The following is a 26,902-nucleotide window of genomic DNA, read 5'->3' as shown; positions in this document are numbered from 1 at the left end:
AAGGTTCTTCCGCCATGCCCGTGTTCATCGGCATCGACATCGGCACCACCTCCACGATCGCGGTAGCGATGTCGGAAGCCGGCGAACCGTTGGCCTCGGCCTCGCGTCCCTCGCGCTTGTCTTCGCCGCATCCCGGCTTTGCCGAGGCCGACCCCGGGCAATGGTGGGCGAACACGCAGGTCGTCGTGCGCGAAACGATCACGCGCTTGCCGGAGGGATGCGAACTCGCCGGCGTCTGCGTCACCGGAATGCTGCCGGCTGTGGTGCTTCTCGATCGCGAGCGCCGCGTGCTGCGTCCAAGCATCCAGCAGAGCGATGCGCGTTGCGGGGCGGAAGTCGAAGTCATGAAAGCAGCGTTGGACGAGGCGCGCTTCCTTAGCCGCACCGGCCAGGGCCTGACCCAACAATTGGTTGCCCCGAAACTGCAATGGCTGAGGGCGCATGAACCGGATGTCTTTGGCCGGATCGCCCATGTCCTCGGCTCCTATGATTTCATCAACATGCACCTGACCGGCCACCTGACGGTCGAGCGTAACTGGGCGCTCGAAGCAGGCTTCATCGACCTTGACGATCACCGGATTGCGGACGACCTCGTGACGCTGTCAGGGCTTCGTCCCGGTGTCCTGCCGACGCTGGTCGCCTCGCATGAGGTCATCGGCGCAGTGACGGCGGAAGCGGCGGAACTGACCGGTCTGCCGGAAGGCCTACCTGTCTTCGGTGGGGCCGCCGACCATATCGCCTCTGCGCTCGCGGCAGGTCTGACGCAGGCCGGCGATGTTCTCCTCAAATTTGGTGGGGCAGGCGACATCATCGCCATTGCCGGCAGGCCGGAGCCCGACCGCCGGCTTTTCCTCGATTACCATCTCGTTCCCGGCCTTTATGCGCCGAACGGCTGCATGGCCTCCTCCGGCTCGCTCCTCCGATGGCTTGCCGCCCTCATCGGTGGCTCGGAAAGTGACGACGTTTTAAAGCAGCTCGACCAGGAAGCGGCGGCCGTGCCCGCCGGCGCGGATGGCGTGCGCGCACTGCCTTATTTTCTCGGTGAGAAGACGCCGATTCATGACCCGCTGGCGCGCGGTACGTTCACCGGCCTTAGTCTCGGTCATACACGCGGCCATATATGGCGCGCGGTGCTGGAGGCGATTGCCTGCGGTTTCCGCCATCACCTCGATGTGCTTGCGGAAACGGGACGCCCTGCGACGCGGCTGATTGCCTCCGACGGGGGAAGCCGAAGCCGCATCTGGATGCAGATCGTCGCCGATATCTGCGGCCAGCCGATCCACGTCCTGTCCGACGCCTTCGGCTCGTCGATTGGTGCGGCCTGGGTGGCGGCGGCCGGATCAGGCGTGGCGGCATGGGAGGATGTCGCGGCCTCCGTGCGGTTTGGCGTGGTGCTGCAGCCTTCGCCCGAAGGTGTCGCCGCCGGCGACCGGATCTATGCCGACTACCGCGATCTCTACCGGTCGCTGAAACCCTTCTTCGCGCGTGGAGACCAGCCATGATCAAGGCAATCGCCTGGGATGTCGACGGGACACTGATCGACAGCGAACCGGTTCACCACAAGGCGCTGATGGCCGTTTCGGAGCGCTATGGCGTCAACATTGCCGCCAACGATTCGCGTTTCATCGGGGTGGCAATGAGTGATGTCTGGACGGCGCTCACGCCGCTCTATCCGCCCGGACTTGGCCCCGAGACTTGGATCGCCGAGATTATCGAGGCCTATATTGAGCGGGCTGCCGAATTGCAGCCGATTGCGGGCGCACCGGAGACGGTGCTTGCGCTTGCCGCAGCAGGGCTTGTTCAGTGCGCTGTTTCCAACTCGTCTCGCCGCATTGTCGAGGCCAACCTTCAGGCTTTGACGCTCGACCGCGCGATGACCTTTGCGATCGGGCGCGAGGACGTAGTGCGCGGCAAACCTGATCCCGAGCCTTATCGGCTTGCCTGCGAACGTCTTGGTCTTGATGCTTCGCAGGTGCTGGCCGTCGAGGATAGCGTCGTGGGCGCGGCCTCGGCACTGGCGGCGGGCATGCCGGTGCTGCGCTATGGCGCGGATTTCACCGATTTCGCGGCGATCCTCGACCTCGTTGAGGAGCGGAGGCTTCGCGCATGATGAATTTCTGGCCCTGTAATCCGCCTGAACGCGCCGCTAAGGCGGCGCTTGTTGTGATTGACATGCAGGTCGATTTCTGCGCGCCGGGTGGGTGGGTCGATCAATTGGGCGAGGATGTCAACAATACGCGCTCCGTCATCCCGGCCGTTGCCGAGGCCCTGACAATCGCGCGGGCCGCGGGCCTTGCCGTCTTCCACACCCGAGAGGGCCATAAGCCGGACCTGTCGGACCTGTCGGCCAACAAGCAATGGCGTACCCGCCTCCATGGGCTCGGCATCGGCGATGAAGGTGCTTCCGGGCGCATCCTCGTGCGCGGCGAACCCGGCTTCGAAATCGTTCCCGAGCTTGCGCCGCTCGCTGGCGAAACGGTGATCGACAAGCCGGGCAAGTCGAGTTTCCACGCGACCGATTTCGATGCGCGGCTGACGGCTCACGGCATCACCCATCTCATCGTCATCGGCGTCACCTCCGATTGCTGTGTGCAATCGACCTTCAGAGACGGCTTCGAGCGCGGTTACGAATGCGTCATTCTCGAAGACTGCACGGCAGCGGTCGAAACGGCCAATCACGAAGCGACGATGGATATCTTGAAAGCTTTCGGCGGCCGCTGGGGGACAGTGTCCGATCTTGCGAGCTTCCGCGCCGCCGTGGAGGCGCTTCATGGCTGACAACTTCCCCGGCGTTGCCGCCGCCCCGTATTCCTGGCCCTTCGACGGGCAATGGAGCGCTGCCGACAGCGCGCTTCTCATTCTGGGGTTCCAGAACGGTACGATCGCGGCACTCGGTGCGGAGCCGGAGGCTGCTGTCGCGGCAAAGCTGATCGCCTGCGCCCGGGAGGCCGGCGTGCCGGTGATTGCGAGCCGGCGCGGCCGCAGCGAGACGCTTTCTCCGATTGCTGCCCGCCGCGCCGCCATGGGCGATCCCGTCTTTGCGCCCGGGACGTCGGAATGGCAGCTTTCAGACACGCTCGGCCTGCAGGTGGAGGCTTCGATCTTCGACCATCCGGGCGACAATGCCTTCTATTCGACCGGGCTCGAAGCCTGGTTGCGGCGGCGCGGCATCCGCAATCTCGTGCTGGCGGGCGTTCCAACCGAAGGCTTGCTGCATGCGACCCAGCGCGCTGCCAACGACATGGGCTTCGAATGCATCGCCGTTTCCGATGCGTGCAAGGGAACGACGGATGCCCGTCATGCCGGGCAATTGCGCGTCACCGTCTTCGGCAACGGGCTTTTTGGCACCGTGGCGTGCTCGGATCAACTGCTCTCGGCGCTGAGGGCGCCCATCCCGACCTGAAGAGGATCGACATGTCTGATTTTCATTGGCCGGCCGAGACCGGCGGCCTCGACTTCCATACGTTGACTGCTGCCTATGTGTCCGGTCAACTCAAGCCTTCCACGGTCGTCAACGCCATCTATGACCGGATCGAGGCGCGGAGTGACGACCATGTATGGATCTATCTCGTCTCCCGCGCCGACGCACTGAGAGCGGCAGAGGAATTGGAGAATGCCGGCTATGACGGCCGTCCTCTCTGGGGGATTCCTTTTTCGATCAAGGATTGCAACGACGTTATCGGCCTGCCGACGACGAATGCGCTGAAAGAGGGGATCTATATAGCCGAAAGCACCGGTCAGGCCGTGACGCGCCTTTTCGACAATGGTGCGATCTTGATCGGCAAGACCAATATGGACCAGTTCGGCATCGGCCTTGTCGGCATGCGTACGCCGTATGGTGCATGTTCGTCGGTGTTCAACGATGATTATATTTCCGGTGGTTCCAGTTCCGGTTCGGCCGTTTCGGTGGCCGCCGGGCTTTCCAGCTTCTCGATCGCCAATGACGCTGCGGGCTCCGGCCGCGTGCCGGCGGGTTTCAACAACATCGTCGGGATTAAGCCGACGCCAGGCATTGTCAGCAATGCCTGCGTATCGGGCGGCGGCTGCGTGAAGACGATCGAGACCGTATCCGTCTTCGCGCTGACGGTGGAGGATGGCATGGCGGTCATGCGCATCATCACCGGCTACGATCCGACCTATCCCTTTTCCAAGCCCGAGGCCGATCATGTCGCGCTCGACATGCGGCCGGCCCCGCCAAAGTTCCGCTTCGGCATTCCGGCCGGCGCGGCGCTTCGCTTCTTCGGCGACAGCGAGGCGGAGCGGTTGTTCCAGGAAGCCGTCAAGCGACTGGATGACATGGGCGGCGTGGCGGTCGAGGTCGATTTCGCCGCATTCGAGGAAACCCAGCGTATTCTCTACGAAGGCCCGTGGATTTCAGAGCGTGCGCTCAGCCTCGACAAGGTGCTGGCCCAGCATGGCGACGAGATCCATCCAGTGACAAAGAAGATCCTCGAAAACAGCGGCCAATATTCATCCCTTGATGCATTCCGCGCCATTCACCGCATCGCCGAGTTGAAATGCGCGACACGCCCGATCTGGGACGACATCGAAGTGCTTCTGGTGCCGACGACGCCGACGATCTATCGCAAAAGCGAGATTCTCGCCGATCCGATCGCGCTCAATGCGCGCCTCGGCATCTATACCAATTTCGTCAATCTGATGGGGCTTTGCGGGATCGCCGTGCCGAACGGTTTCCGCGTCGACGGGCTGCCCTCGGGTGTCACCTTCCTCGCTCCCGGCATGGCTGAAGCGAAAGCGGCGGCGATCGCGGCCGAATTCCATCGTCGCGCCGGCATTGGGCTCGGCATGAACCTCAATCCCTATCCGGCCTATGGCGCACCGACGGAAATTCCGGCCGGTCACCGCGAGATTGCCGTTGTCGGCGCACATCTGTCCGGCATGCCGCTCAATCATGAACTTACGGAGCGCGGCGGCGTATTCCGTGGCCATACCCGCACGACAGGCGACTATCGGCTTTATGCGCTCACCGGCACGACACCGGCCAAGCCCGGTCTCGTTCGCGATCCGAACGCCAAGGGACCGGGTATCGAGGTCGAGATCTGGTCACTGCCGCTCGCAGGCTTTGCCGATTTCATCGAGCGCATTCCGCAACCGCTGGGGATCGGTAAGGTCGCGCTTGAGAGCGGTCGCCAGGTATCCGGATTCCTTTGCGAGACCGTGGCGCTGAACGGCGCGATCGACATTACCGCGCATGCCGGCTGGAAGAATTATCTGGCTTCGAAAGCGGCTTGAGAAAGGTGCTTGCTGGGAGCGTTTCCGTTGAAACCAAAATCACATGAAGCGCTCCGCACGTTTTGTTTGTCTTGCTCGAAATGCCAAAAGGCGCCCCGCGAGAGCATGTCTTTTTAATCGTCGGGGTTTGTCCGCTCAGTTGATGCCTTTGGTCAGTCCCTGCACGAAATAGCGGTTGAGAACGAGGACGATGAGCACGATCGGCACGGTCGAGAAATGCGCCAGCGCTCCGAGCGTACCCCAGGTGATGTCCTTTGTTCCGTAGGCCGAAAGTAAGGCCACCGAGATCGGCTTGGAATCGAGCCGCGTCAGGAACATGGCGAAGAGGAAGTCGTTCCACGAGAAGAGCACGCAGAAAAGCGCGGAGGCGATGATGCCGGAGCGTACCGCAGGCAAAGATACTTTCCAGAAGGCGCCGAACTGCCCGCAGCCATCCGTCAGCGCCGCTTCTTCCAGCTCCTTCGGCAGGCCGCGGAAATAGGAAAACATCATCCAGCTCACGAAGGCGGTATTGAGCACGCAATTGATCAGGACGACGCTGAGCCAGCTGCCGATGAGGCCGATATCGCGCATGAGCAGATAGAACGGGATAAGCGCCGCGACAGCGGGGACCATGCGGATCGTCATGAAGAAATAGGCAACGCCCATGGCGGCCGGATGTGTCGAGCGGGCGAGCGCATAGCCGGCCGGAACGCCGAGTATCAGAGAAAGCAGCATCGAGCCGCCTGCAATCAGGAGGCTGGAAGTGATGAGGCTGCCAACATCGAAGATGCGCAGCGCATTGCGGAACTGGTCCAGCGTCGGCGTGAAGAAGAGATGTGGCGGAATGGAGAAGATCGCGTTCGACGGCTTATAGGCGGTCATTGCAAGCCACAGGAACGGCAGCAGGAAGAAGGCGAGCGTGAGCAGCAGGAAGCCGCGGCGCGCCGTATCAAAGACCATGGAGCGTGTCGTCATCGGCCGTTGGCCTTCTTGTCGAAATGGCGGATCATGAGGATGAAGCAGGTGGCGATGATCGCTACGCAGAGAAGCGCGATGTTGGAAATCGCCGACGCCTTGCCGATATTGAAAAAGCTCAGGCCCTCCTTCACCGCATAGACCATGAGCGTGTTGGTGGAATTCCCCGGTCCGCCACCGGTTGTCACGAACACGCTGTCAAAGACGCGGAAGGCGTCGATGGTACGTAGGGTCAGCGCCAGCATGAGGGCTGGCAGCATGAGCGGCAAGGTAATAGAACGGAAAGTGCGCCAGGCGGTTGCTCCGTCGACGGCGGCGGCCTCCAGGAGATCGCCGGGCAGCGCCTTTAAGCCGGCCAGTAGGATGAGCGCGACGAGCGGTGTCCATTCCCAGATGTCGATAAAGATGAGCGTGGCCAGCGCGGTCGACGGCGTTGCGAAGAGGCCGCGCGGATCGGTAATGCCCCATTGAGCTAGATAATAGCCGACCATGCCGTAGTCGGCGAGCAGCAAGCCCTTGAAGATGAGACCGACGACCAGCGGCGTGATGGTGACGGGAACGAGGATCAATGTCAGGCAGACGCGATTGAACCGGTCGTCGCGCCAGAGCGCCAGCGCGATGACAAAGCCGAAGACGAGTTCGATGGCGACGGAAAGGACGGTGAAGATCACCGTATCGGCGATGGCGCCGCGAAAATCGGCGTCTGCCAGCAGGTTGATATAGTTGTCGATGCCGACGAAATGCGTCCGCGCCGGTTTCAGCAGATTGTATTCGTAGAGGCTGTACCACATGCCCTTTACGAGCGGGAAGACGCCGAGCGCCATTACGTAGGCGACGGCGGGGAGCGCCATGGCAAGGAGGAAGAATTTTCGCCGCGTGGCAAAAGAGACAGGCGAGAAGCCCGTGGCTGCCTTGCTTTCAACGGAGCTGGTCAGGTTCATCGCGTAATTCGTCATCGCCGAATGGCCGCTTGCTTCGCGTTCGATCTGAGAGGAAAACGGGCCGGCGCGCAAACGGAATCTTGCTTCAGCGTGCCGCTGAAGCTCGCGCGACCAGCGCCCTCGAAAATGAAAGGCCCGCCTTTCGTGAAGCGGGCTGTTCTTAGAACAGCTTGGCGGCGGCTTCCTGCGCCGCGTCAAGCGCGGCCTTGGGCTCGACCGTACCAACGAGGACGGAGTTGACTGCCGTGCCCAGGATGTCCTGGATTTCCGGATATTCCGGAATGCGCGGGCGATAGTCGCCGTCGCCGTTCTCGAAGACTTCGTTGAGGACAGGCAGGAATGGATACTTGGCGTTCAGCTCCTTGTCGGTAACCGTACTCTTGCGGATATAGCTACCCGCGCCGAGCATGTTCATCTCCTTCTGGATCTTCGGGCTTGTGACCCACTTGATGAAGGTCCAGGCGGCTTCTTTCTGCTTGTCCTTCGCATCGGCGTTGATGGCCATGCCCCAGCCGCCGATTCCGTAGATCTTCGGTAAACCCTTGCCGCGCGGGGCAAGCGCGATATCGACCTTGCCGACCACCTTCGACGTCTTCGGATCGTAATAGCCGGGCGCGCCGACGGACCAGGTCTGCATCGTGGCGGCAATCCCCTGGCGGAAGCTTTCCTCGCGGCCGCCCCAGTCATAATCGGCGGCACCGGGAGGGGCTGCCTTCTTGAAGAGATCGCGATAAACAGTCAGGCTCTTGATATTGGCTTCGGAATTGAGCGCCGGTTTACCGTCCTTGTCGAGGATGGCGCCGCCCATTTCGGCATTATATTGCATCCAGTCCTGAGCGACCGCCGGGCCTTTCTGGCCGTTGGCGACAAAGCCGTACTGCTTCTTGGCCGGGTCGGTCAGCTTGTAGGCGGCGGCAACCAGGTCTTCCATCGTTTCCGGCGCCTTCAGGCCGGCGGCATCGAAGAGATCCTTGCGATAGGCGAGAACGTTGGCATAGCCGGCAAAGGGGTAGGCGACCTGCTTGCCCTTGTAGTTGCCGAGCGCTTCCGTGAGCTTGGGATAGATGTCGGCGGCATCGAGCTCCTTGGCATCGCGCTTCATCAGGTCGCTGAGATCGATCGTATAGCCGTTGGCGGCGAACTGCCCCGCCCAGACGATGTCCATGGTGATCAGGTCATAACCGGCGGTGTGACCCACGAAATCGGCGGTCGTCTTCGTCAGCAGGGAGCCGTAGTCCATAATGTCGACCTTGATCTCTGCGCCGGTCGCTTCCTTGAACTCGGGCGCGATCTGCGCCAGCACGGCCGAAAACTGGTCGTTCATGGATGCCAGATTGAGAGTGATGCCGGCCAGCGGCTTGTCGGCGGCCTGCGCCGTGCCCGCTGCCAGAGCAACGATGCAAACGCTAGCAAATTTCTGAAAATTCCCCTTCATGAATGTCATTAGTGTTCTCCTTTTCATGATTGATCGCCACTATACATCAAACAAAAACGCACTCAAGTACACTTGACAAAAAAGCATTAACGGCCTGAATATAACAAAATTGAACAATATCGCTCATTTTTTGCTTGGTGAATGTGCAGTATGCCTCGTTTTTGCGCATCGGCCGGCTTGCTTAAAAGACTTGCGGTCATGCCGGACTTGGCGCGAGGCCGTATCAAAGAAAAAAGTGTCAGGATCGAACATGAATGGAGGTCTCAGCATATCGCGACTTGAAACGCTAGAAAAACGGCTCGTCGCCGAGATGGAGGCCACGGAGGCGCTCGGGCGGGTCTGGGCTCCAGCGCCGGAGCCAGGACCTGCCAGCGTCGCGCGCTATAATGTCGTGATCTGTGGGGCCGGCATGTCGGGGCTCGCTATCGCCTTTGGCCTGAAACGGCGTGGGGTTGCGGGCGTTCAGGTGATCGACAGGGCCGAGAAGGGGCTGGAAGGGCCTTGGATCGGCTGCGCGCGCATGAAGACCCTGCGCTCGCCGAAATATCTCGCGGGGCCGGATTTCGGCCTGCCGTCGCTGACGCCGCGCGCCTGGTACGAAGCCGTCTATGGCACAGACGCCTATGAAAGCCTCGGCAAGATGTCACGGCAAGACTGGATGGCCTATCTCGGCTGGTATCGCGCAGTGACGGAGCCGGAAGTGGCCAACGGCACGAGCCTTGCCGGTATTTCGCAAGTCGGCGGCTGGTTGCGGCTTGCACTTGAAGCGGACGGTGAAACGCGACAGATCGAATGCCGTCGGCTTGTGCTGGCGACCGGTATTGATGGCGGTGGCGCGCCCATGATCCCCGATTTCGTTCGTGCCTTGCCCAAGCCGTACTGGACCCATAGTGCCGAGATCGCAGACGACAGCCATCTCAAGGATCGAGATGTTGCCGTTCTGGGTTCAGCGACCTCCAGCTTCGATTGGGCGGTGACGGCTTTGGAAAAGGGCGCGAAAAGCGTGGCGATGATCGGCCGTTCGCGCAATTTCGGCCGGACGGAAGTGCTGGCCTGGACCAATTTTCCGGGCTTCCTCGGTCATTTCGGCGACCTGCCGGATCTGCAGAAATGGCGTTATATGCGGCTCTACAATGGCTTCAAGATCCCGCCGACACAGGATCAATTCGACCGTGTCGTGTCCGATCCGCGCTTCACGATGGCGCTGGGCCATAAGGTAAGGTCCGTGACCTTGGATGCCGGGCGGGTTGTGATCGAAAGCGATAGCGGCATGTTCAGCGCCGATCATCTTCTGCTTGGAACCGGTTATACGATCGATTTCAACCGGCGCGCGGAATTGAAGAGTATCGCGTCGCATGTGGCATTCTGGTCCGATCGTTTCACGCCGCCGGATGGCGAGGCATCGGCCGAGATCGCGGCCCATCCTTATCTTGGGCGCGGCTTCGAACTCACGCCGAAGAATGCGGCGACCCACGGCTGGCTGTCGCATATCCATTTGTTCAACTGCTCGGCCATTGCTAGCCTCGGCCCGATCAGCAATGGTGTGACCGGCATGAAATACGGTCTACCGCGCATCGTCGATGCGGTCGTGGGCGGTCTCTTTCACGAGGCGGCCGACGATTTTCTCCGTGACCTTGCGGACTATCGGGAGCATCATTTCGATCCGCGCGGCTATGATGGAGACCTTGAAGGCATGAAGGAAGTGTCATCATGACAATCATACCTACGTTTCCGCTCGACAGGGTTCTGGAAAGGGCTCGGCGTGACAGCGTGGAATTTCCCTATCTGCTCGCCAATCACGTTCCAATGGTCCTCGTGGCGCTCGATCGCATGGGCGCGACCCCTGAGCGGCTCGACGAATGGTACGAGATTTATCGCGTGGCAAACCAGCTCGTTCCCGCGCCGCCAACCGTGAGCCAGATTCAGCGTGCGCATTGGGACGCGGCGTTAGGTGACCGGACGCGGGAATCCGATTATCGCGCCTATTTCATCGCAGAAGTCGAGCGGCTCGGGACCGATGCCGCGATCCGGCATTATTTGCCTCGGCTGATCCGGGGTGTCGCCGGCAGTGCGCTGCACCCGCTGATGCGGCTGGCTTACGCGGTGCTCAACAGCGACGCGAAGGAAGTCGGAACGGCGCTCGGATACTGGGCGACCTGTTATCTGCCCTTGCCGGATCCGACTGGAAGAAAGCCGGACACGGACGATCCGGCAGCAATTCTTGCTGCCATGAATGATGTTGCCGGCGCACACGACTATGTGCCTGAAACCGATCTTCTCTGGCACAATATACGCGAAGTCGCCGCCTTGCCGGATTTTCCGCCGGTGATCGATCGCTTGCGCATTGATGAAGCGACACCGAAACGCATGGCGGAGACGGCGCTGGCTCTATTCGCCTCGACCATGGATTTCTCGGCGCTCCACGCCGTTACCGGCTTGCATTGGGCTCGGTTGGTCGCGCCGCATCTGGATGATCCGCTGCCGCTCTATCGTGCCTTTTGGCAGGTGATTGCGACGCTCGTCCCCAAAATCGGCTTCCCAGCGCTTCCGGCTGCCGAAGCCCTTCAGGTGATGCGCGAGATGCGGGTGCCGGACTGGCCGGAGATAAGGGCCGCAGCCGTCGCCTCCAATGACGAACACGACGTTAGCTTGGTCTTTTCGGCGTTACAGGAACAACTGGCCTGGGGTGATCCTCTCTATCGGGTCGTGGCGGCGCGCCGCGTCCGGCTGATCTAGCGGTTGGCATCCTGGAAGCTCTTAACGCGTCACCCGATCGAATTGTTTTCGCACGCCCACCAAGCTCCGCCTCACACGTTGTGCCGGGAAAGAAGCTTACTCGTCATCAGACTAAGGTCCATGTTCAACGCAGCTCTATTCGGATAGTGCATGACTGCCCCCGGTCGCCGACACCACTGCCACCCGTCGGCGGTCTGCCCTGTCATCGGACCAACCTCCGGTGACAGGGCGAATATTCAGGCATTGGATCGGCGTTCGCTCGATGCCGCATGGACGGCGACTTCCCGCCGAAGGGGCTCTTCACCCGGTATCGTCAAGGCCAGCCTCTAGCGAGACCCCGAAGCGGCCCGGGGTCATGCGTTGAGCATCGGCGCCTTCCTGACAAAAGGATCACAACCACTCCTCTTTCTCCGACCGACCATTATCTTTCCGCAAGTCGGTAAGCGTCGGCTGCGACGATTGAAAGCCACCCGTCGCCAACGCCTGACCTGCGACGACGTGGGTCTCAAGTCGCCTTCGTTGCCATCATCTGCTGCTTCGAGCACTCGGCGCCCACGCGAACAACTCCATGGATAGGGATCGGTAGCACCGGGCGCGTTACCTGGACGCAGCCACATCTTTTCGATGAAGTGCGAAGCCTGATGCCTTCTGATCGCCCAGTTCCGAACGGAGTTGCATGGTCGGAATATGGTAATCCCCGCCATTTTGGCTCCTGTAAGGAATGGGGCTTGTTGTTTCGAGCGTTCGCATCCGATCGCGAAGATGTTTTGCAGCGGCTTCGAAGCGGGCGTCGTCGAAGCGATCGGTGCTGTAGGTCACGAAGGGCGGCAGCACATCGTAGCCGGGATAGTAGAGAATGCCGTGATTGATCGGAAACAGAAGATCGTCGATGGGGCCGTTGATTCCCCGAGGAGCGTAGTGTTCTTCCCACCCCCCTGCGGTTACGATCAACATGGCTCGCTTGCCGACCAAGGTTCCCTCTCCATAGCGATCACCCCAGCGCTTGTCGCTATGTTCGCCAACACCATAGGCGAAGCCGTAAGCAAACACGCGGTCGACCCAGCCTTTCAGAATGGCCGGCATGGCGAACCACCAGAGCGGAAACTGCAGGATCAATGCATCAGCCCAGAGAAGTTTTTCGATCTCCGCTTTGACATCGTCCGTCAGCGTGTCGCAGCTGAAGGCATGTTTGGAAGCGGCGACCGGCATAAGTCGCTCGTCGGGAGCCAAAGACGGGAAATCCGCGCGGTCGATCTCCGATTTCCAGCGCATGGCATGTAGGTCGGAAACCTGTACCGTGTGGCCGGCTGCTTCCAGCTCCTGGACCGCAACATCACGTAGCGATGCCGATAAGGATTTAGGTTCGGGGTGAGCGAAGACGATGAGCACATTCATGGTGGTACCTGCTTGTTGAAGAAAACTCTCCCTAAGCTAGGCCATGTTCCGCTAATGCGTTATATAGCAGAGATGGATAGGATAATGCCGAATAATGGATAGATCGGACATTACGCTCGAACGCATTCGCACCTTTGTCCGCGTCGCCGAACGCGGCAATCTGTCGGCTGTGGCCCGTGAGTTGAACATTGGTCAGTCCAGTGTCACGCGGCATGTGCGTGAGCTTGAGGAAGCCCTCGGCGTGGCGCTGTTGAGCCGCACGACCCGTCGTGTCACGCTCACCGAGGAAGGCGGGCTTTACTATGCCAATGCCATTCAAATCCTGCGTCTGCTGGAACAGGCGACCGATGAAGCGCGAAGCGCGCGGAGCGTCTCCGCCGGCACGGTTCGTATCTCCTGTACGGCGGCGCTCGGCGTCCGGCATGTCAGTCGTTTAGTCTTCGCCTTTCAGGATCGCCATCCGGACATCGCAGTCGACTTCAGCCTGACGGATGAACGCGTTGATCTCATCCGCGAAGGCGTGGACATCGCGCTGCGCCTCGGTCCGCTCGCCGACAGTTCGATGAAGCTGCGGGCGATCGGTCAAAGCCGGCGCGTCCTCGTCGCCTCTCCCGCCTATCTGGCAAGCCGTGGCCGGCCGTCGACACCCGAGGAGCTCAAGAACCACGAGGGCGTCCGCATGTCGAACGTTGCAGGAAGCGAATCTCTCGCGCTTGAGCGGGCGGGAGGCACGCGCCACGTCGTGCCTTTCAACGGGCATCTGCGCGTTGATCACGGGCTCGCCGCGCGCGAAGCCTTTATCGCGGGTCGCGGCCTAGGCCCCGCTCATATCTGGCTGGTGGACGACCTTCTCGCGGACGGCCGGCTCGAAGCGGTGCTGCCTGACTACGCTCCACCGGCCGTGCCGTTGAATATGCTTATCGCGCCCGAACGAACCGGCATCGCGCGTGTCCGGCTGCTGGTCGAGTTTCTGGCAGAGGGAATGCTCCGGGTCCCCGGTATAGAGCGGTAACGAACAGGGAGTTGGACCGCTTGCCTGAAGCACGCCGCGCCGCTTTCGAAGCCTCCGCCATATGGCGCGGAGCTCAATTGGATCTGGCGCCGCGGCGGAGATGGCATAGAGGCAGCGGTCTTGATCAAGAGGAAATCTGGACAAGCCTCTCGCGATTTCGACATCCGTCGTTATGCGGTAGACGGCCAGCCGAGACTAGGGGCCACCTGAGCGGGATTGGTCAATAGCCGCACATTCTCCGCAGGACCGAAAGTGGGCGGCAGGAAGAGAGCAATCTCGTCGGCTGCCGCCAAGCCAGACCCGCGTCCCGAACCCAAGCGCGTAGGGCGCATCCAATATTTCCCCCGCAATGCCACCATCACATGTTGGATCGGAAATCATCTGCCCTAGATCAGCGAAAGGGAGATATCGGTAATTGTCTTGCCTCTATTCGAAAGCGGAAAAGGCCAGCGATGATCTATGATGCCGTTGTCGTGGGTTCTGGTTTTTCCGCCATTTCCACCGTTTGCAATCTCGTAGAGCTGCTCCCTGAAACGGCATCGATCGCCATTGTCGGCGACGATCCTGGCTTTGGTCGCGGGACCGCCTATCGGACAGAACTCTATTTGCATCGCCTGAACGTGCCGGCCGGCCGCATGAGCTTGTTTCCGGATCGTCCGAATGCCTTTGTCGAATGGCTGCGGGAACGCAGGCGACCGCTGGACGCGGGAGATTTCGCCTCCAGGCAGGACTATGGCCTGTATATTCGAGACAGTTTGGCCGCTCTGCTGCGTAACAGGAAACAGCGTTGTCGGGTCGACTTCATTAAGGCCAAGGCGACGGGATGCGTTGAGCGATATGGTTCCGCGCTTGGCTTTATTTTGGACAACGGCAATGAGATCGCCGGGCGAAGCGTCGTGCTCTGTCTCGGCGTTGGCAATGCGCAACTGCCGTTTGATGTTTCCCGACTATCCGCCGACGCGCGCTCCCACATCATCGAAAATCCATGGCGGCTGTCATGGTTGAGACGGGTGGGTACGGCCGATACGATCTGCATCCTCGGTTCGGGATTGACGATGATCGACCAGGCTCTGGCACTGTCCGCCCACGGCTTTAAAGGAAAGATAGTCGTGCTGTCACGGCGCGGCCTCGTTCCGCACGATCATGTCAGCCATCCCAAGCTGGCGGTCGACATCGACGTCGAAGCCTTGCCCACGCGGATGAGTGAACTCCTGCATGTTCCCCGTCGCGAAAGCAAAGATGCGGGGGACTGGCGCAGGGTCATGGATGGCTTACGCCCGAAGACGCAAGCTCTCTGGTCGAGATTGCCGGAGACCGAGCGCCGTCGCTTTTTACGTCATACCCTGCCATGGTGGAACATTCATCGTCATCGTGTTGCTCCGGATGTGTTCCGGCGGTTTGAGAGGATGCTGCAAAGCGGCCAGGTTTCGGTCCGAGCCGGCTATCTGCGGAATGTCGAGAAAACCGAGGCTTTAACCGTACACTACCGGCCTCGCGGCGAGAGCTTTATCGCATGCATTGAGGCCGATTGGATCGTGAATTGCACTGGCATGGAACGGGCAGGCATCGCGCATTCCCCATTGCTGCAGGAGATGCAGCGCAAAGGCCTGATCGAGGCGGACCCGCTTGGTCTAGGACTGGTGGTCGATGAGCGCTCACGCATCCCTGACTCGAGCGGCGAGGAAGCAATCATCTATGCCGTTGGCGCGCTGACCGCTGGTCAGTTCTGGGAAATTACCGCCGTGCCGGATATCCGCGTGCAGGCAAGAAAAATCGCCGAGGCCATTGCGGATGGACTGCGGTGAAGGATCGATATCCGCCGACTTGAGAGCTGGCGGTCAGCTCTGTGCGGCACGCACGATCAGCTTACCGAAGTTCCGCCCTTCCAGAAGCCCGAGAAAAGCCTCCGGAGCGTTTTCGAGCCCATCTACGATGTCTTCCTTATATTTGAGGCGCCCCTCGGCAATCCATTTTCCGGCTTCGCGATAGAAATCGGGGCGTTGATCGGCGAATTCGCGCTGTATGAAACCTCGGATGGTCAGGCTTTTTCTCAGGATGGCGCGCATCACCGCAGGCAGTTGGTCTGTTCCGTGCGAGGTGGACGGGTCTTCGTTATAATGTGCGATCAGTCCGCAGACCGGAACGCGCGCGAAATCGTTCAGCAATGGAAACACCGCGTTCCAGACATGTCCGCCGACATTTTCGAAATAAATGTCGATGCCGTTCGGACAAGCCGACGCGAGCTGGGTTTGAAAGTCGTCGGCCCGGTGATCGATCACGGCATCGAAACCGAGTTCGTCGCGGATATAGCGGCACTTGTCCGGGCCGCCAGCGATCGCTACCACCCTTGCACCAAAGATCTTGCCCATTTGGCCGACAGCAGAGCCGACCGCGCCGCTTGCAGCCGCCACGACCAATGTCTCTCCGGCTTTTGGCCGCCCGATATTACGCAGCCCCGCATAGGCGGTGAAGCCCGGCATTCCGAGAATGCCGAGTGCCGTCGAGATAGGCGCCGCTTTCGGGTCGAGCTTGCGCAATCCCGCGCCGTTTGAGATCGCATGGCTCTGCCAGCCGGAATGGGAGAGGACGATGTCTCCCGGCGTGAACTCCGTATTGCGTGATTTGACCACGCGCGCAACGGTTCCTCCTTCCATCACGCCGCCAATTTCGACCGGCGCGGCATAGGATTTCGCGTCGTCCATCCGACCCCGCATATAGGGATCGAGGGAAAGATAAAGGATCTGCAGAAGAACCTCGCCTTCATCGATATCCCGCAAGGTCTCCCGTTCAAGCCGGAAGTTCGCCGCGACCGGTTTTCCAACGGGACGGGAGGCAAGCACGATGCGGCTGGTGACGGGCTGATTGGCCATGTGGAATTCCTTATCTCAAGTTCAGCTTCCGGACGCGACGCAATCGCAATGCCGGATTTCGTAATCTCGGTTGCAGCCGTCCCAGCGTTCATGCCGTATTACCGTGTGTGAGCGTCGGTCTTTCCAACTCATTCCTTGAACCATAGTGCGACTCCATTGGCGGCATCGGCATCAACAAGCAGGCCGCCTTCGAAGGAGCGAGGTGAAAAGCCTCCTTTAGCCAGTGCGTCCGCCGTCGTTTCAAGCGCTCGGACCTTCAGTCCGAGCGCCACTTTTCTTTCGTTTCCGTCAAAGCTTGCCGGAATGGCCGAGCCGAACCGGGAGGCGGCCGCAGCCTCGGAGAGGATATGAAGTGTGACGATGCCGGCGTGAATTGCAATGCCGTCCCTGCTGATTTCAGGCGCGGCGGTATTGGCAAATCCGCCTAGCAGTTCGGTTAACGCTTCGGGAGCGCGGCTGACGATGAAGACATCGACGATATCGAGAACACCGTTGGGGTGGCTCTGATCCCTCGGCTGCCATACCAGCTCCGGCGTATTGTGCTGGCAGAAAAAGAAGCGGCCGTTGGAGATCGCCTCCTTGCCGATCTGGAAGGTGCGGAAACTGGCTGACTTCTCTATGCCTCCCACGTCGACGGGGCGCGAGAAATCACGCCATTCGGTGACGGATTTGCCGGCGCCGCCCAATTCGCGTTGCAGGCTGGCGGCGTCGGTGGTTCGAAAGGCAAGCCCGTTCAAACCGACCGGATAAGACCAGAGCTCGGTGCGTTTGTCGTCACTGTCAGGCGGAAATCCCAGTAGCTCCAGGTAGTTCTCGCCGAACACGGCAAGATGATTGATGGAGCCCAGGGTATGGTAGCCTCGTGGCGTCAGCGCGAAGCCGAGTTTGCGATAGATCGCAGCGGCCTCGTCCAGCCGGTCAAGGACGCCAATGACGGCGTGATCGAGGATGAGGGGTTGGGCAGTAACAGCCATTGGGGACTCCCGACATAGAGGTATGTTAAATTGCGGTCTTCGCGCCGCATTCGGCATGCCGCGATTTGGTGATCACGTCAGCACGCGTATCCGCAGGCCGAACGAGGTCGGGTGCTGGACCGTTTGGACGGGATTGGTTATCAACGGGAATACCGGCGTCGATGCGAACCGATCTCATGAGATAGTTCGACGCATTTCGATTGCAGCTCATGGCTGGTACCGTCATCGACAAGATCATCGAGAATGAGCGCCCGATATTCTTGCGCCAGCAGCCTTGTCTCTATCTCGTCGCGTTGTGCCGAGAGGCGAAAGAAACGATGCAGCCTGCTCATGATACTCCTCCTTACGCGGCTCGGTTGAGATTGCCAGACGTGGACACCAACTTGTGGATTGCTCGCAGCACGTCGGAGGCGGCGGCAAAATGTTGACCATCAAGGTCATAGACGTGAAACTTGACCGCGATGAACCTCAGCGCGCCCTTGTCCGGGACGACGATGCCCACCGGAATGCCGGCATATTCGATCACTTGTCTGGTCATTTTCATCACCCGTTGACACCAATTCTCCCGAACGAGACGATTGGAGGCGTCCCAAAGTTCGATTAGTCCATTAATTTAGTGGATTATATGCGTGGTAGATGCGGCAGGCCATTCCCGGCAATGCCAAATAGTCGGGCCACAGGGGAAAACAATTCTCATAGAAAGGTTGAAGAGTACCGAGAAACAGAAGTGCATTGAAGATTGCGAAGTCGTTTTTGAATGCGCGAATATCGCACCGCTCGCTTCAAGCGGGTGCCAACCCCATCAAGGAGCCACCGCCTATTCAGCCTCGTGATATACCCGCGCGTTCGTTTCCTGACTTGCTACCAAATTAGAATATTAATTCTATAGATAGATTGGTGTTTGCCGTAGTTTGATGCGCGTTTTCATACAGAGGCTTACACAATGGGCATCAAAGCCAAATTCAAGGCGGCAAGTTTACTGAGCGTGTGGCTATTGGCGGCGCCGTCGGCATTCGCCGATGACCAGCCGCTCAAGGGCGGCACGCTGATTTATCTCGAGCAGCAGGCGCATACGAACCTTTACCCGCCGGCGGGCGGCTTCTATCCGAATGGTGGCATTCTCAACCAGATCACCGACAAGCTCACCTATCAGAACCCGAAGACGCTCGATATCGAGCCGTGGATCGCCGAATCCTGGACGGTCAACGACAAGGCGACGGAATATACGTTCAAGATCCGCAAGGGCGTGACCTTTTCCGACGGCACCCCGCTCGACGCCAATGTCGTCGCGAAGAATTATGATACGTTCGGCCTTGGCAACAAGGAGCTGAAGCAGCCGGTTTCCGAGGTCATCAACAACTACGATCACAGCGAAGTCGTCGATCCCTATACGGTCAAGTTCTACTTCAAGAAGCCGTCTCCGGGTTTCCTGCAGGGAACGTCCGTCATCGGGTCCGGTCTGGTCTCGTTGAAGACGCTCGCGCTGTCCTTCGACCAGCTCGGCGATGCGACGAAGATCATCGGGTCCGGTCCCTTTGTCGTCGAAAGCGAGACGCTCGGCAAGCAGCTCTCGCTGAAAGCGCGGACGGACTACAACTGGGGTCCGAGCAAGCTGGAGCATCAGGGCCGGGCCTATCTGGATGGCATCAAGTACATCATCACCGGCGAGGATAGCGTGCGCATCGGCGCATTGCTTTCCGGCCAGGCCGATTTCATCCGTCAGCTGCAGGCCTATGACGAGAAGCAGGTGTCCGATCAGAATTTCGCGATCTATGCGGCGCCGACACGCGGCGTGAACGACAGCGTCGCCTTCCGGCCGGACAATCCGCTCGTCGCCGATATTAGGGTTCGTCAGGCCCTCCTGCATGCGACCAACAACAAGGAAATCGTCGATACGCTGTTTTCGGCAAATTATCCGCAGGCGAAATCGGTCATTTCGTCGGCCGCGGCCGGCTACACGGATTTGTCGTCGAAGCTGACCTACGATCCGGCTCTTGCTGAAAAGCTCCTGGACGAAGCCGGGTGGAAGAAGGGCGCGAGCGGCGTTCGCGAGAAGGGTGGCAAGCCGCTTTCGCTTGCCGTCTATGAATCCTTGCCCCAGCCGCAGAACAAGGCCGTGCTGCAGCTCGTTGCGCAGCAATGGGCCAAGCTCGGTGTCAAGCTGCAGGTTCTTGCCGGAACCTCGGGAAATCTGGTCACCGACAATATCGATCCTGCCAAGACTCCGCTGGTCGTCGCCGAGGTCGGCCGTGCCGATCCCGATGTCATCAAGAGCCAGTTCTACCCCAAAAACCGCGATGCCCTGCTGCAGAAGGGCGGCCTCAGTCCCAAGGCGACCTTCTCGGATGACAAGCTGAACGGCATCCTGGAAACCGTCGCCTCCGAAACGGATCGCGACAAGCGACTGGCGGCGGCCAAGGCGGCGCAGGAATATCTGCTCGATCAGGCCTATGTCATCCCCTTCTTCGAGGAGCCGCAGGTCTTCGCTGGCGCGCCTTACGTGAAGGGGGTCGCATTCGAGGCCGTGGGACGCCCGTCCTTCTACAGTGCCTGGCTCGCTGAACATTGATGAAAAGGGGCTGGCCCGGCGTGGTGCCGGGCCCTCCTTCATGCGAAGACATGGTAGTGGCATGGCAAGATACATATTATCGAGGTTCGGGCAGGCGCTGTTCGTCTTATGGGCGGCCTTCACCGTTTCGTTCGTTTTGCTGCAGTCGCTGCCTGGCGACGCGGTGCTGATCAAGTTCCAGAACCCGGATTACGGACTAAGCCCCGAACAGCTTGCCGATATCAGGGCGGCTTATGGCGCCGACGGATCGTTCCTGCATCAATATCTCCATGCGGTCTGGAATTTTTTGACGGGGGATTTCGGCTATTCACTGCAAGCGGGCGTTCCGGTGAGCTCGCTGCTTGCCACCAATCTGCCACCATCCCTTCTGCTTGCAGCATCGGGGTTTGCGGTGGCGACACTTCTCGCCGTTCTGATCGCAATCGCCTGCAATCTCTCCGGTTTTGCCTGGCTGCGAAGCCTGATCCAATCCATTCCGTCGCTGTTCATATCGGTGCCGACTTTTTGGCTCGGCATCATGCTCATTCAGATATTCTCCTTCCGGCTTCGCCTCGTGCCGGTCATCAATCCTGGACCCTGGGAGGGTCTTTTCCTGCCCATTCTGACCGTCGCGGTGCCGATTTCCGCTCCGTTGGCGCAAATCCTGCTGAAGAACATAGACGAGGTCCTGACGAAGCCATTCGTGCCCGTGGCTCGGGCCAAGGGACTTTCGCATGCCAAGGTCCTGTGGCGCCACGTTGCCAAGAATACGCTGCTGCCGGTTCTGACCGTTGCCGGATTGCTGTTCGGGGAACTGATCGCCAGCGCGGTCATCACCGAAACGGTCTTTGGCCTCAATGGTATCGGCGGGCTGACGAAACAGGCCGTGGACAGTCAGGATGTCGCCGTTCTTCAAGCGATCGTCGTCATTGCCGCGACCGCTTTCGTCGTCATCAACCTTGTGGTCGATCTTCTCTATCCCGTGCTCGATCCGCGTCTGAAAACCAAGTTGGGAGCTGTGTGATGGCAACGATCGAAACCGCCCGACATCATCCAGACCTCGATGCGTCCGACCGGAAAGTCAGTGTATCGCCCGTGACGCCCGAGACCGATGTTCGTGAGAACGCCGGAGCTGGCGGGCGTTTTCCCCGCATTCAGCCTGGTCTCTTCCTTGCGTGCCTTATCCTCGCGCTGGCTATCCTTTGGGCATTCCTCCCCAGTCTCTTTACGATCTACAACCCTGTGCAGGGACTGCCCGGGCAACATCTACGACCGCCCAGCGCCACCCATCTCCTGGGGACGGATTCGCTCGGGCGGGATCTCTATGCCCGCATCGTCTATGGCGCAATTCACTCGCTATCGGGCGCGCTCGCGGCCGTCGGTATCGCGCTTGTGGCCGGCACGACGCTCGGCGTCCTTGCTGGATCATTTGGCGGCAGGATCGAGACGGTCATCATGAGGTTGGTCGATGTCATGCTGTCGATACCGGATCTTCTCTTATCGCTCAGCATCATCGTTCTGCTCGGTTTTGGCACCGTCAACGCCGCGATCGCGGTCGGCTGCACGCTGATCGCCAAGTTTGCCAGATTGGTTCGCTCCGAAGTCGTCACCGTGCGCCGAAGCGAATATGTCGAGGCCGCCTTCGGCAGCGGCGGCACCTTCCTCAAGGTGCTCTGGCGTCACATCCTGCCGAATTCGCTGACCTCGGTAATCGCCTTCGCGGCACTTCAGGCCGGCTGGGCGATCCTGCAGCTCGCGACGCTCGGCTTTCTCGGCTATGGCGCGCCGCCACCGACACCGGAATGGGGCCTGCTGATCGCCGAAGGACGCAATTATATCGCAACCGCCTGGTGGCTGACGGCGGCGCCCGGTCTTGTCGTCGTCCTGGTGGTTATTTCCATCAATCGCATCAGCCGGGCAATCGGGAGCATTGGGAAATGACGGCTCCGATCATTGAAACCATTAAGGAAGAGGGTGCGCCGATCCTCGATGTGGCGGGCCTCAGGGTCGCCTATCGCGACAAGAGCGGCCAGCGCACGGTCGTTCACGATATTGGCTTTGAGGTTCGCGCCGGCGAAGTGGTCGCCCTCGTCGGCGAATCCGGTTCAGGCAAGAGCTCCACCGCACAGGCGTTGACCGGCCTTCTGCCCGAAGGCGGCATTCTCCAGCAGGGAAGCATCCGCCTGAACGGCCAGGATATTGCCGGCTGGCCGCAAAGGCGGCTGGATGGCATTCGCGGCTCCGTCATCAGCCTCGTGCCGCAGGATCCGGGCAATTCGCTCAATCCGGTGAGGACGATCGGCGAACAGGTCGCCGAAATCCTGACGGTGCATGGCAGGGCCTCCGGAGCGGCTGCTCGCGCCCAAGCGATCGAATTGCTGGAACGTGTCGGCCTCAGCCAGCCTCAATTGCGTGCAAGGCAATATCCGCACGAGCTCTCCGGCGGCATGCGCCAGCGCGTGTTGATCGCCATTGCCATCGCGCTGAAACCTTCGCTGATCATCGCCGACGAACCCACGAGTGCCTTGGATGTGACGGTACAGAGGCACATTCTCGATCTGATCGACGATCTGAGACGGGAATATGGCACGGCGGTCCTCTTGGTGACCCATGACCTCGGGGTCGCCGCCGATCGATCCGACAGGCTGATCGTCCTGCAGCACGGCCGCATCCAGGAGCAGGGGCGCACGGCCGACATTCTCGCAAACCCGCGAAGCAACTATACGCGCCGCCTGCTTGCCGACGCGCCATCGTTGAATGCGCGGCCGAAGGCCGCCCCGGCACACCCGGTCGCATCTGTCGCGACGGACGACGACATCGTTGTGGTCGATAGGCTGGTGCAGGATTTCGGCGCCGATCGCGGCGGCAGTTTTCGGGCGGTCGACGATGTCTCTTTTCGCGTTCGCCGCGGCAGCACCCATGCAATCGTCGGTGAATCCGGCTCCGGCAAGACGACGACGATAAGGATCGTTTCCGCCTTTCAGAAGCCGACTTCGGGTCAGGTACTGATCGACGGGCTCGACCTGGCTTCGTTGCGCGGTGAAGCGCTGAGGCAGCTGCGCAAGAAGATCCAGCTCGTCTATCAAAATCCCTATGGTTCGCTCGACCCACGCCAGACGATTACGGGGATCGTGGAGGAGCCGTTGCTAAATTTCGAACGCCTATCCCGGCGTGAACGATTGGCGAAGGTAGCTGCCACTCTCGACAAGGTCAGGCTGCCAGCCGACATATCGCAACGTCGGCCGCATGCGCTTTCGGGAGGGCAGCGCCAGCGCGTCGCGATTGCCCGTGCCCTGGTGCTCGATCCGCAGATCCTGGTGCTCGACGAGGCTGTCTCCGCGCTTGACGTAACGGTGCAGGCGCAGATCCTCGATCTCTTGGGCGCGTTGCAGCGCGAGCTTGGGCTGACCTATCTGTTCGTCTCCCACGATCTCGCCGTCGTGCGACAGATCGCCGACACTGTCTCGGTGCTGAGCGCCGGGCAGCTGGTCGAGACGGGTCATGTCGAAGACGTCTTTTCCAATCCAAGCAGCCCGTACACGCGCGAGCTGATCGATGCGGTGCCAGGCAAGAAGTTTCCGTCCGCGACCGCGCCCGCCCCTATCAATGCAGGATGATCCCATGAGTACGCCAACATTACCGAAGCGACTGGGCTTCTTCAGCCGGGTCCTGGACCAGGTGGATGCCGGAACCCGCTACAGGCTGGTTGCCGAGCAGATCATCCATGCCGAAAAACATGGCTTCGACACGGCCTGGGTGGCGCAGCATCACTTCAACGGAGACGAAGGCGGCCTGCCTGCACCATTGGTGTTTCTCGCCGCCTTGGCCCCGCAGACCTCGCATATTCGTTTGGGCACGGGTGTCATCACCTTGCCGATGGAGAATGCGGTGCGGGTCGCGGAAGATGCCGCCGTGCTCGACAGCCTGCTTGATGGGCGGCTGGAAGTCGGCTTTGGTACTGGCGGCACTCCGCAAGCCTTTCTTCCCTTCGGCCTGGAAAGCAGCCAGCGCTCGGAAGTTTATGGCAACCATCTTGCGCTGGTGCGCAAGGCTTGGGCCGGCGGAGAGCTTACAGGCGGCAATCGCCTTTATCCCGCCGCGCCGCATCTGCGCGACCATGTCTGGCAGGCGACATTTTCCGTCGGCGGCGGCTTGCGTGCCGGCCGCGATGGCGACGGGTTGATGTTATCCAGGACGCAGCCACGGCCGCCGGAGACACCGGACGCCAAGCTTTCGGACCTGCAGAACCCGATCATCGATGCCTATCTTTCAGCGCTGCCTGCCGGGCGGCCGCCGCGAATATTGGGTTCGCGGAGCCTCTTTGTCGCCGACAGCAGGAAAGAGGCCCTTCGTTTTGCCGATATCGGCCTGAGACGGATCGTCGAACACTTCAAGGCAGCGGGTTTTGCTGTTCCCGGTGAAACCACGGCTGATTTGATTAAAGCATTCGACGTTCACGTCGGCACCCCTGACGATGTTATCTCATCGCTTCAGGCGGATGCGGTGCTGGCGCGTGTCACCGATCTGGTGTTTCAGGTGCATTCCGTCGATCCGCCGCATGAACATATCCTGCGTTCGCTGGAACTGACCGCCGCCCATGTCGCACCCGCATTCGGCTGGGTGCCGCAAAGCGCCGTGGGGAACGAACGTCGCTTCGCCGCGCAAGCCTGAATAGCAGTATCCGAAGAGAAGGCATCGACCATGACTTTGCAGAACAGAGATATCATCGACTTCCTCGTGGGAATAGAACCGGGGTCCCAACTTGATGGTCTACGGGCAAAGCGGCCCGAGACGCGCCTCAATGCGCAAAAGAGCTATGGGGCTCTCTTCGAACCCGAGCATTGGGGAAGCGTTACCCCGGCGGAGCGCTTTGCGGCCGCGGCCTTCGTAGCAGGGCTGCACAAGGCAGCCGTGGTCAGCAGCTATTACTTTTCCAAACTCCAGGATGAGCCCCATGGCTCCTGCCTTGTTGCCGTCATCGGTGCAGAAATAGAGCGGGGCAATGCAACCGGGCCTTACGGCCATTATCCGGCTGGCCCGCTTTCCCGCGAGGACCGGCCGGGCTTCGTTTATGAGGTTTCGGGCGAAAGCCGGCAACTTCTGGACCTGAAGCTCAGCGCGGCGCTTGAACACAGCCATCTTCTGGTCTTCCGTCCGAGGGAGGCGAGTGCAGCGGCGCTGCAGAAGCTGCTGGACGCCGGCTGGACGACCACGGGCATCGTTACCTTGTCACAGCTGGTCGCATTTCTAGCGTTTCAGATCAGGGTCGTTACAGGCTTGAGGGCCTTGGCTGCCAATCCAGCCGATGTCGGACATGTCGCGCAAGCCTGATCGCACCAACGAGGAATTATGCCATGACCGAAACTGTCATTCACCCGACAATCGAAAACCGACCAAATGCCTTCACTCAAGCTGAAATCGGCTGGACACCTTGGCTGCAGCCCCTTGATGAAGCGGACTTGACCGAGCGCCACTGGGCAGGCCTTGTGGATGCATCCCGCGCGAAGTCGCCGTATTTCATGCTGCTGGTACGCGATCCCGACATTCTCCAGGCCCGTACCAAGACGGACAAGGATATCTTCTACAATGTCTCGGCCGGCCTTCCTCGTGCTGAGCGTGAACTGGCTGCCACGGCCGCATCGCGGGCGAATGGCTGTATTTTTTGCGCATCGGTCCATTCTCGCTTCGCCGCCCATCATTCCAAGCGGACGGATGACGTGCAGCGTCTGCTGGATGATGGGCTTCAGGCGGACCTTGGCAGCCGCTGGAATGCGGTTGTCGAGGCTTCAGCCGCGCTCACCGCGACGCCATCGCAATTTGGAGCCAACGAGATCGTCAGATTGCGCGAGGAGGGCCTGGATGATCTGGAAATCGCCGACGTGATCCATGGGGCTGCCTTCTTCAATTGGGCAAACCGATTGATGCTATCGCTCGGCGAGCCGACACCAGCGGTCTGAAGCAGACGTTGTCGTGATTGAGCAGCGGAAGCTCGCCTGCAGGGCGGCTATCTCGATGGCAAGCGCTACAATACGGCGGGATCGAAACTGAAACGACGGACGAGATGGTCACGCAAAGAAAAAAATACTGCTCAACGCATTCAACATGAACTGCGTCGGGCACATCAATCACGGGCTATGGACGCATCCGCGAGATCAGTCCGATCGCTATAAAACGCTGAGCTATTGGACATCGCTTGCGGCGACGCTGGAGCGCGGCCTTTTCGATGGCATTTTCCTAGCCGATATTCTCGGCGTCTATGACGTCTACCAGAACTCGGTCGATCTAACGTTGCGGGAATCCATTCAGTTGCCGCTCAATGATCCCTTGTTGCTGGTATCCGCCATGGCGGCCGTGACGCGGCATCTCGGCATTGGTCGTCGCGCGCCGGGAAAACCGCCCAAGCCCGGTCGCGATGATCGATGTGGCGTTGAAAGATTTGGCTAAAACCTGGCGGGATGTCTGATTGAGGGCCAACGGTGGCAGAGTGAAGCTTATCTTAAGATCACCCCGCCCAGGAAGTCGCTTGCTGCCTCGATCAAGCCACATTGCTCAGCCGGTCATTTTGAAAATCGACGACCAGGATGGCAATTTCGTAGCCACGCCGCTGCAGCTGGCCGCCTTCCGACGACAGCGTGCCATTGGGGAAGATTGATCGACATCGACACAAAACTCTCGCAACTTATTTCTGTACGCCTTGACGCCAAAACAAAGTTACTTAATCTAAATCCGGGCTATGCGATCCGCTGGAGGAGAGGGGCGCGGCCGGCGACCAACTCGCGCT

The 26,902-nt window shown here is 60.3% G+C and carries 24 protein-coding genes and 2 pseudogenes; 17 read left to right on the top strand and 9 right to left on the bottom strand.

Going from position 1 to position 26,902, the window contains the following annotated elements:
• Positions 1 to 14: 14 nt before the first annotated feature.
• From I8E17_RS29225 to atzF, 5 genes are read left to right on the top strand one after another with little or no spacing between them, the layout of a single operon-like run.
• Complete coding sequence (locus I8E17_RS29225) at positions 15 to 1,502, top strand: FGGY-family carbohydrate kinase (RefSeq protein ID WP_113366284.1); 1,488 nt, start codon at positions 15 to 17, stop codon at positions 1,500 to 1,502.
• Positions 1,499 to 2,110, top strand: a complete 612-nt coding sequence (locus I8E17_RS29220) for an HAD family phosphatase (protein ID WP_069615083.1) — start codon at positions 1,499 to 1,501, stop codon at positions 2,108 to 2,110. Before I8E17_RS29225 ends, I8E17_RS29220 begins: the two co-directional genes overlap by 4 nt.
• The gene (locus I8E17_RS29215) at positions 2,107 to 2,778 is read left to right on the top strand and encodes an isochorismatase family cysteine hydrolase (RefSeq protein ID WP_113366285.1); all 672 of its coding nucleotides are present in this window, start codon (positions 2,107 to 2,109) and stop codon (positions 2,776 to 2,778) included. Before I8E17_RS29220 ends, I8E17_RS29215 begins: the two co-directional genes overlap by 4 nt.
• The gene (locus tag I8E17_RS29210) at positions 2,771 to 3,403 is read left to right on the top strand and encodes a cysteine hydrolase (protein ID WP_069615085.1); all 633 of its coding nucleotides are present in this window, start codon (positions 2,771 to 2,773) and stop codon (positions 3,401 to 3,403) included. The genes I8E17_RS29215 and I8E17_RS29210 overlap by 8 nt, the downstream gene beginning before the upstream one ends.
• Positions 3,404 to 3,414: 11 nt before the next feature.
• Complete coding sequence (atzF, locus tag I8E17_RS29205; RefSeq protein WP_113366286.1) at positions 3,415 to 5,253, top strand: allophanate hydrolase; 1,839 nt, start codon at positions 3,415 to 3,417, stop codon at positions 5,251 to 5,253.
• A gap of 135 nt (positions 5,254 to 5,388) precedes the next feature.
• On the opposite strand, the gene I8E17_RS29200 is transcribed toward atzF, so the two are convergent.
• From I8E17_RS29200 to I8E17_RS29190, 3 genes are all read right to left on the bottom strand, one after another.
• Complete coding sequence (locus I8E17_RS29200; protein WP_219511752.1) at positions 5,389 to 6,210, bottom strand: carbohydrate ABC transporter permease; 822 nt, start codon at positions 6,208 to 6,210, stop codon at positions 5,389 to 5,391.
• On the bottom strand, positions 6,207 to 7,151 hold the full coding sequence (locus I8E17_RS29195) for a sugar ABC transporter permease (protein ID WP_113366311.1): 945 nt from the start codon (positions 7,149 to 7,151) through the stop codon (positions 6,207 to 6,209). Before I8E17_RS29195 ends, I8E17_RS29200 begins: the two co-directional genes overlap by 4 nt.
• Positions 7,152 to 7,311: 160 nt before the next feature.
• Positions 7,312 to 8,595, bottom strand: a complete 1,284-nt coding sequence (locus tag I8E17_RS29190) for a sugar ABC transporter substrate-binding protein (protein ID WP_113366287.1) — start codon at positions 8,593 to 8,595, stop codon at positions 7,312 to 7,314.
• 241 nt (positions 8,596 to 8,836) lie between these two features.
• Between I8E17_RS29190 and I8E17_RS29185 the strand changes: the two genes are divergently transcribed.
• Together I8E17_RS29185 and I8E17_RS29180 are read left to right on the top strand one after the other, a co-directional pair.
• Complete coding sequence (locus I8E17_RS29185; RefSeq protein WP_229002223.1) at positions 8,837 to 10,300, top strand: NAD(P)/FAD-dependent oxidoreductase; 1,464 nt, start codon at positions 8,837 to 8,839, stop codon at positions 10,298 to 10,300.
• Positions 10,297 to 11,322 carry a questin oxidase family protein gene (locus tag I8E17_RS29180; RefSeq protein ID WP_113366289.1) on the top strand — a complete coding sequence of 342 codons (1,026 nt, stop codon included), beginning with the start codon at positions 10,297 to 10,299 and terminating at the stop codon, positions 11,320 to 11,322. The genes I8E17_RS29185 and I8E17_RS29180 overlap by 4 nt, the downstream gene beginning before the upstream one ends.
• Before the next feature lie 597 nt (positions 11,323 to 11,919).
• Here the strand turns inward: I8E17_RS29180 and I8E17_RS29175 are convergent.
• The gene (locus I8E17_RS29175; RefSeq protein ID WP_113366290.1) at positions 11,920 to 12,717 is read right to left on the bottom strand and encodes an NAD(P)H-dependent oxidoreductase; all 798 of its coding nucleotides are present in this window, start codon (positions 12,715 to 12,717) and stop codon (positions 11,920 to 11,922) included.
• Between the two features lie 94 nt (positions 12,718 to 12,811).
• Between I8E17_RS29175 and I8E17_RS29170 the strand changes: the two genes are divergently transcribed.
• Positions 12,812 to 13,729, top strand: a complete 918-nt coding sequence (locus tag I8E17_RS29170) for a LysR family transcriptional regulator (protein ID WP_113366291.1) — start codon at positions 12,812 to 12,814, stop codon at positions 13,727 to 13,729.
• Positions 13,730 to 13,899: 170 nt separating this feature from the next.
• On the opposite strand, the pseudogene I8E17_RS29165 reads toward I8E17_RS29170, so the two are convergent.
• Positions 13,900 to 14,025 (bottom strand): annotated as a pseudogene (locus tag I8E17_RS29165) (LLM class flavin-dependent oxidoreductase); the annotation flags it as partial.
• Positions 14,026 to 14,181: 156 nt separating this feature from the next.
• On the opposite strand from I8E17_RS29165, the gene I8E17_RS29160 reads away from it, so the two are divergent.
• Positions 14,182 to 15,534, top strand: a complete 1,353-nt coding sequence (locus tag I8E17_RS29160) for an FAD/NAD(P)-binding protein (RefSeq protein ID WP_113366292.1) — start codon at positions 14,182 to 14,184, stop codon at positions 15,532 to 15,534.
• 33 nt (positions 15,535 to 15,567) lie between these two features.
• Here I8E17_RS29160 and I8E17_RS29155 read toward each other — a convergent pair whose 3' ends face one another.
• The 4 genes from I8E17_RS29155 to I8E17_RS29140 form a co-directional block, all read right to left on the bottom strand.
• Positions 15,568 to 16,599: an NADP-dependent oxidoreductase gene (locus I8E17_RS29155; RefSeq protein ID WP_113366293.1), complete on the bottom strand. Its 1,032-nt coding sequence runs from the start codon at positions 16,597 to 16,599 to the stop codon at positions 15,568 to 15,570.
• 128 nt (positions 16,600 to 16,727) lie between these two features.
• A complete protein-coding gene (locus I8E17_RS29150; RefSeq protein WP_113366294.1) occupies positions 16,728 to 17,573 on the bottom strand; it encodes a VOC family protein in 846 nt (281 codons plus the stop codon).
• Between the two features lie 140 nt (positions 17,574 to 17,713).
• Positions 17,714 to 17,905, bottom strand: coding sequence for a hypothetical protein (locus I8E17_RS29145; protein WP_069615095.1), 192 nt, complete (start codon positions 17,903 to 17,905; stop codon positions 17,714 to 17,716).
• A gap of 11 nt (positions 17,906 to 17,916) precedes the next feature.
• The gene (locus tag I8E17_RS29140) at positions 17,917 to 18,111 is read right to left on the bottom strand and encodes a hypothetical protein (protein WP_113366312.1); all 195 of its coding nucleotides are present in this window, start codon (positions 18,109 to 18,111) and stop codon (positions 17,917 to 17,919) included.
• Between the two features lie 405 nt (positions 18,112 to 18,516).
• On the opposite strand from I8E17_RS29140, the gene I8E17_RS29135 reads away from it, so the two are divergent.
• The 8 genes and pseudogenes from I8E17_RS29135 to I8E17_RS29100 all read left to right on the top strand — a co-directional run.
• Complete coding sequence (locus I8E17_RS29135; RefSeq protein WP_113366295.1) at positions 18,517 to 20,142, top strand: TIGR04028 family ABC transporter substrate-binding protein; 1,626 nt, start codon at positions 18,517 to 18,519, stop codon at positions 20,140 to 20,142.
• Between the two features lie 61 nt (positions 20,143 to 20,203).
• On the top strand, positions 20,204 to 21,145 hold the full coding sequence (locus I8E17_RS29130; RefSeq protein WP_069615097.1) for an ABC transporter permease: 942 nt from the start codon (positions 20,204 to 20,206) through the stop codon (positions 21,143 to 21,145).
• Positions 21,145 to 22,062 (top strand): ABC transporter permease, encoded by a 918-nt coding sequence (locus I8E17_RS29125; RefSeq protein WP_113366296.1) that lies wholly within the window; start codon positions 21,145 to 21,147, stop codon positions 22,060 to 22,062. The genes I8E17_RS29130 and I8E17_RS29125 overlap by 1 nt, the downstream gene beginning before the upstream one ends.
• On the top strand, positions 22,059 to 23,738 hold the full coding sequence (locus I8E17_RS29120) for an ABC transporter ATP-binding protein (protein WP_113366297.1): 1,680 nt from the start codon (positions 22,059 to 22,061) through the stop codon (positions 23,736 to 23,738). The genes I8E17_RS29125 and I8E17_RS29120 overlap by 4 nt, the downstream gene beginning before the upstream one ends.
• Positions 23,739 to 23,742: 4 nt before the next feature.
• Positions 23,743 to 24,792, top strand: coding sequence for a putative FMN-dependent luciferase-like monooxygenase (locus tag I8E17_RS29115; protein WP_113366298.1), 1,050 nt, complete (start codon positions 23,743 to 23,745; stop codon positions 24,790 to 24,792).
• 30 nt (positions 24,793 to 24,822) lie between these two features.
• Positions 24,823 to 25,452 carry a CMD domain protein gene (locus I8E17_RS29110; protein WP_113366299.1) on the top strand — a complete coding sequence of 210 codons (630 nt, stop codon included), beginning with the start codon at positions 24,823 to 24,825 and terminating at the stop codon, positions 25,450 to 25,452.
• 23 nt (positions 25,453 to 25,475) lie between these two features.
• Positions 25,476 to 26,078, top strand: a complete 603-nt coding sequence (locus tag I8E17_RS29105) for an alkylhydroperoxidase domain protein (RefSeq protein ID WP_069615102.1) — start codon at positions 25,476 to 25,478, stop codon at positions 26,076 to 26,078.
• 145 nt (positions 26,079 to 26,223) lie between these two features.
• Positions 26,224 to 26,490, top strand: a pseudogene (locus tag I8E17_RS29100) (N5,N10-methylene tetrahydromethanopterin reductase); the annotation flags it as partial.
• Positions 26,491 to 26,902 lie beyond the last annotated feature (412 nt).

The sequence above is a fragment of the Rhizobium sp. AB2/73 genome (assembly GCF_020871915.1).
Taxonomy (GTDB): Bacteria; Pseudomonadota; Alphaproteobacteria; order Rhizobiales; family Rhizobiaceae; genus Rhizobium; species Rhizobium dioscoreae.
This window is presented reverse-complemented; position numbering and strand designations above follow the sequence as displayed.

Excerpts from the sequence above, each read along its gene's own strand:
- I8E17_RS29105 (WP_069615102.1), top strand. The coding sequence starts at position 25,476 with ATGACCGAAACTGTCATTCACCCGACAATCGAAAACCGACCAAATGCC.
- I8E17_RS29155 (WP_113366293.1), bottom strand. The coding sequence starts at position 16,599 with ATGGCCAATCAGCCCGTCACCAGCCGCATCGTGCTTGCCTCCCGTCCC.
- I8E17_RS29215 (WP_113366285.1), top strand. The coding sequence starts at position 2,107 with ATGATGAATTTCTGGCCCTGTAATCCGCCTGAACGCGCCGCTAAGGCG.
- I8E17_RS29125 (WP_113366296.1), top strand. The coding sequence starts at position 21,145 with ATGGCAACGATCGAAACCGCCCGACATCATCCAGACCTCGATGCGTCC.
- I8E17_RS29195 (WP_113366311.1), bottom strand. The coding sequence starts at position 7,151 with ATGAACCTGACCAGCTCCGTTGAAAGCAAGGCAGCCACGGGCTTCTCG.
- I8E17_RS29145 (WP_069615095.1), bottom strand. The coding sequence starts at position 17,905 with ATGAGCAGGCTGCATCGTTTCTTTCGCCTCTCGGCACAACGCGACGAG.
- I8E17_RS29170 (WP_113366291.1), top strand. The coding sequence starts at position 12,812 with ATGGATAGATCGGACATTACGCTCGAACGCATTCGCACCTTTGTCCGC.
- I8E17_RS29140 (WP_113366312.1), bottom strand. The coding sequence starts at position 18,111 with ATGACCAGACAAGTGATCGAATATGCCGGCATTCCGGTGGGCATCGTC.
- I8E17_RS29120 (WP_113366297.1), top strand. The coding sequence starts at position 22,059 with ATGACGGCTCCGATCATTGAAACCATTAAGGAAGAGGGTGCGCCGATC.
- I8E17_RS29110 (WP_113366299.1), top strand. The coding sequence starts at position 24,823 with ATGACTTTGCAGAACAGAGATATCATCGACTTCCTCGTGGGAATAGAA.
- I8E17_RS29175 (WP_113366290.1), bottom strand. The coding sequence starts at position 12,717 with ATGAATGTGCTCATCGTCTTCGCTCACCCCGAACCTAAATCCTTATCG.
- I8E17_RS29190 (WP_113366287.1), bottom strand. The coding sequence starts at position 8,595 with ATGACATTCATGAAGGGGAATTTTCAGAAATTTGCTAGCGTTTGCATC.
- I8E17_RS29225 (WP_113366284.1), top strand. The coding sequence starts at position 15 with ATGCCCGTGTTCATCGGCATCGACATCGGCACCACCTCCACGATCGCG.
- atzF (WP_113366286.1), top strand. The coding sequence starts at position 3,415 with ATGTCTGATTTTCATTGGCCGGCCGAGACCGGCGGCCTCGACTTCCAT.
- I8E17_RS29115 (WP_113366298.1), top strand. The coding sequence starts at position 23,743 with ATGAGTACGCCAACATTACCGAAGCGACTGGGCTTCTTCAGCCGGGTC.
- I8E17_RS29185 (WP_229002223.1), top strand. The coding sequence starts at position 8,837 with ATGAATGGAGGTCTCAGCATATCGCGACTTGAAACGCTAGAAAAACGG.
- I8E17_RS29220 (WP_069615083.1), top strand. The coding sequence starts at position 1,499 with ATGATCAAGGCAATCGCCTGGGATGTCGACGGGACACTGATCGACAGC.
- I8E17_RS29130 (WP_069615097.1), top strand. The coding sequence starts at position 20,204 with ATGGCAAGATACATATTATCGAGGTTCGGGCAGGCGCTGTTCGTCTTA.
- I8E17_RS29200 (WP_219511752.1), bottom strand. The coding sequence starts at position 6,210 with ATGACGACACGCTCCATGGTCTTTGATACGGCGCGCCGCGGCTTCCTG.
- I8E17_RS29160 (WP_113366292.1), top strand. The coding sequence starts at position 14,182 with ATGATCTATGATGCCGTTGTCGTGGGTTCTGGTTTTTCCGCCATTTCC.
- I8E17_RS29180 (WP_113366289.1), top strand. The coding sequence starts at position 10,297 with ATGACAATCATACCTACGTTTCCGCTCGACAGGGTTCTGGAAAGGGCT.
- I8E17_RS29135 (WP_113366295.1), top strand. The coding sequence starts at position 18,517 with ATGGGCATCAAAGCCAAATTCAAGGCGGCAAGTTTACTGAGCGTGTGG.
- I8E17_RS29150 (WP_113366294.1), bottom strand. The coding sequence starts at position 17,573 with ATGGCTGTTACTGCCCAACCCCTCATCCTCGATCACGCCGTCATTGGC.
- I8E17_RS29210 (WP_069615085.1), top strand. The coding sequence starts at position 2,771 with ATGGCTGACAACTTCCCCGGCGTTGCCGCCGCCCCGTATTCCTGGCCC.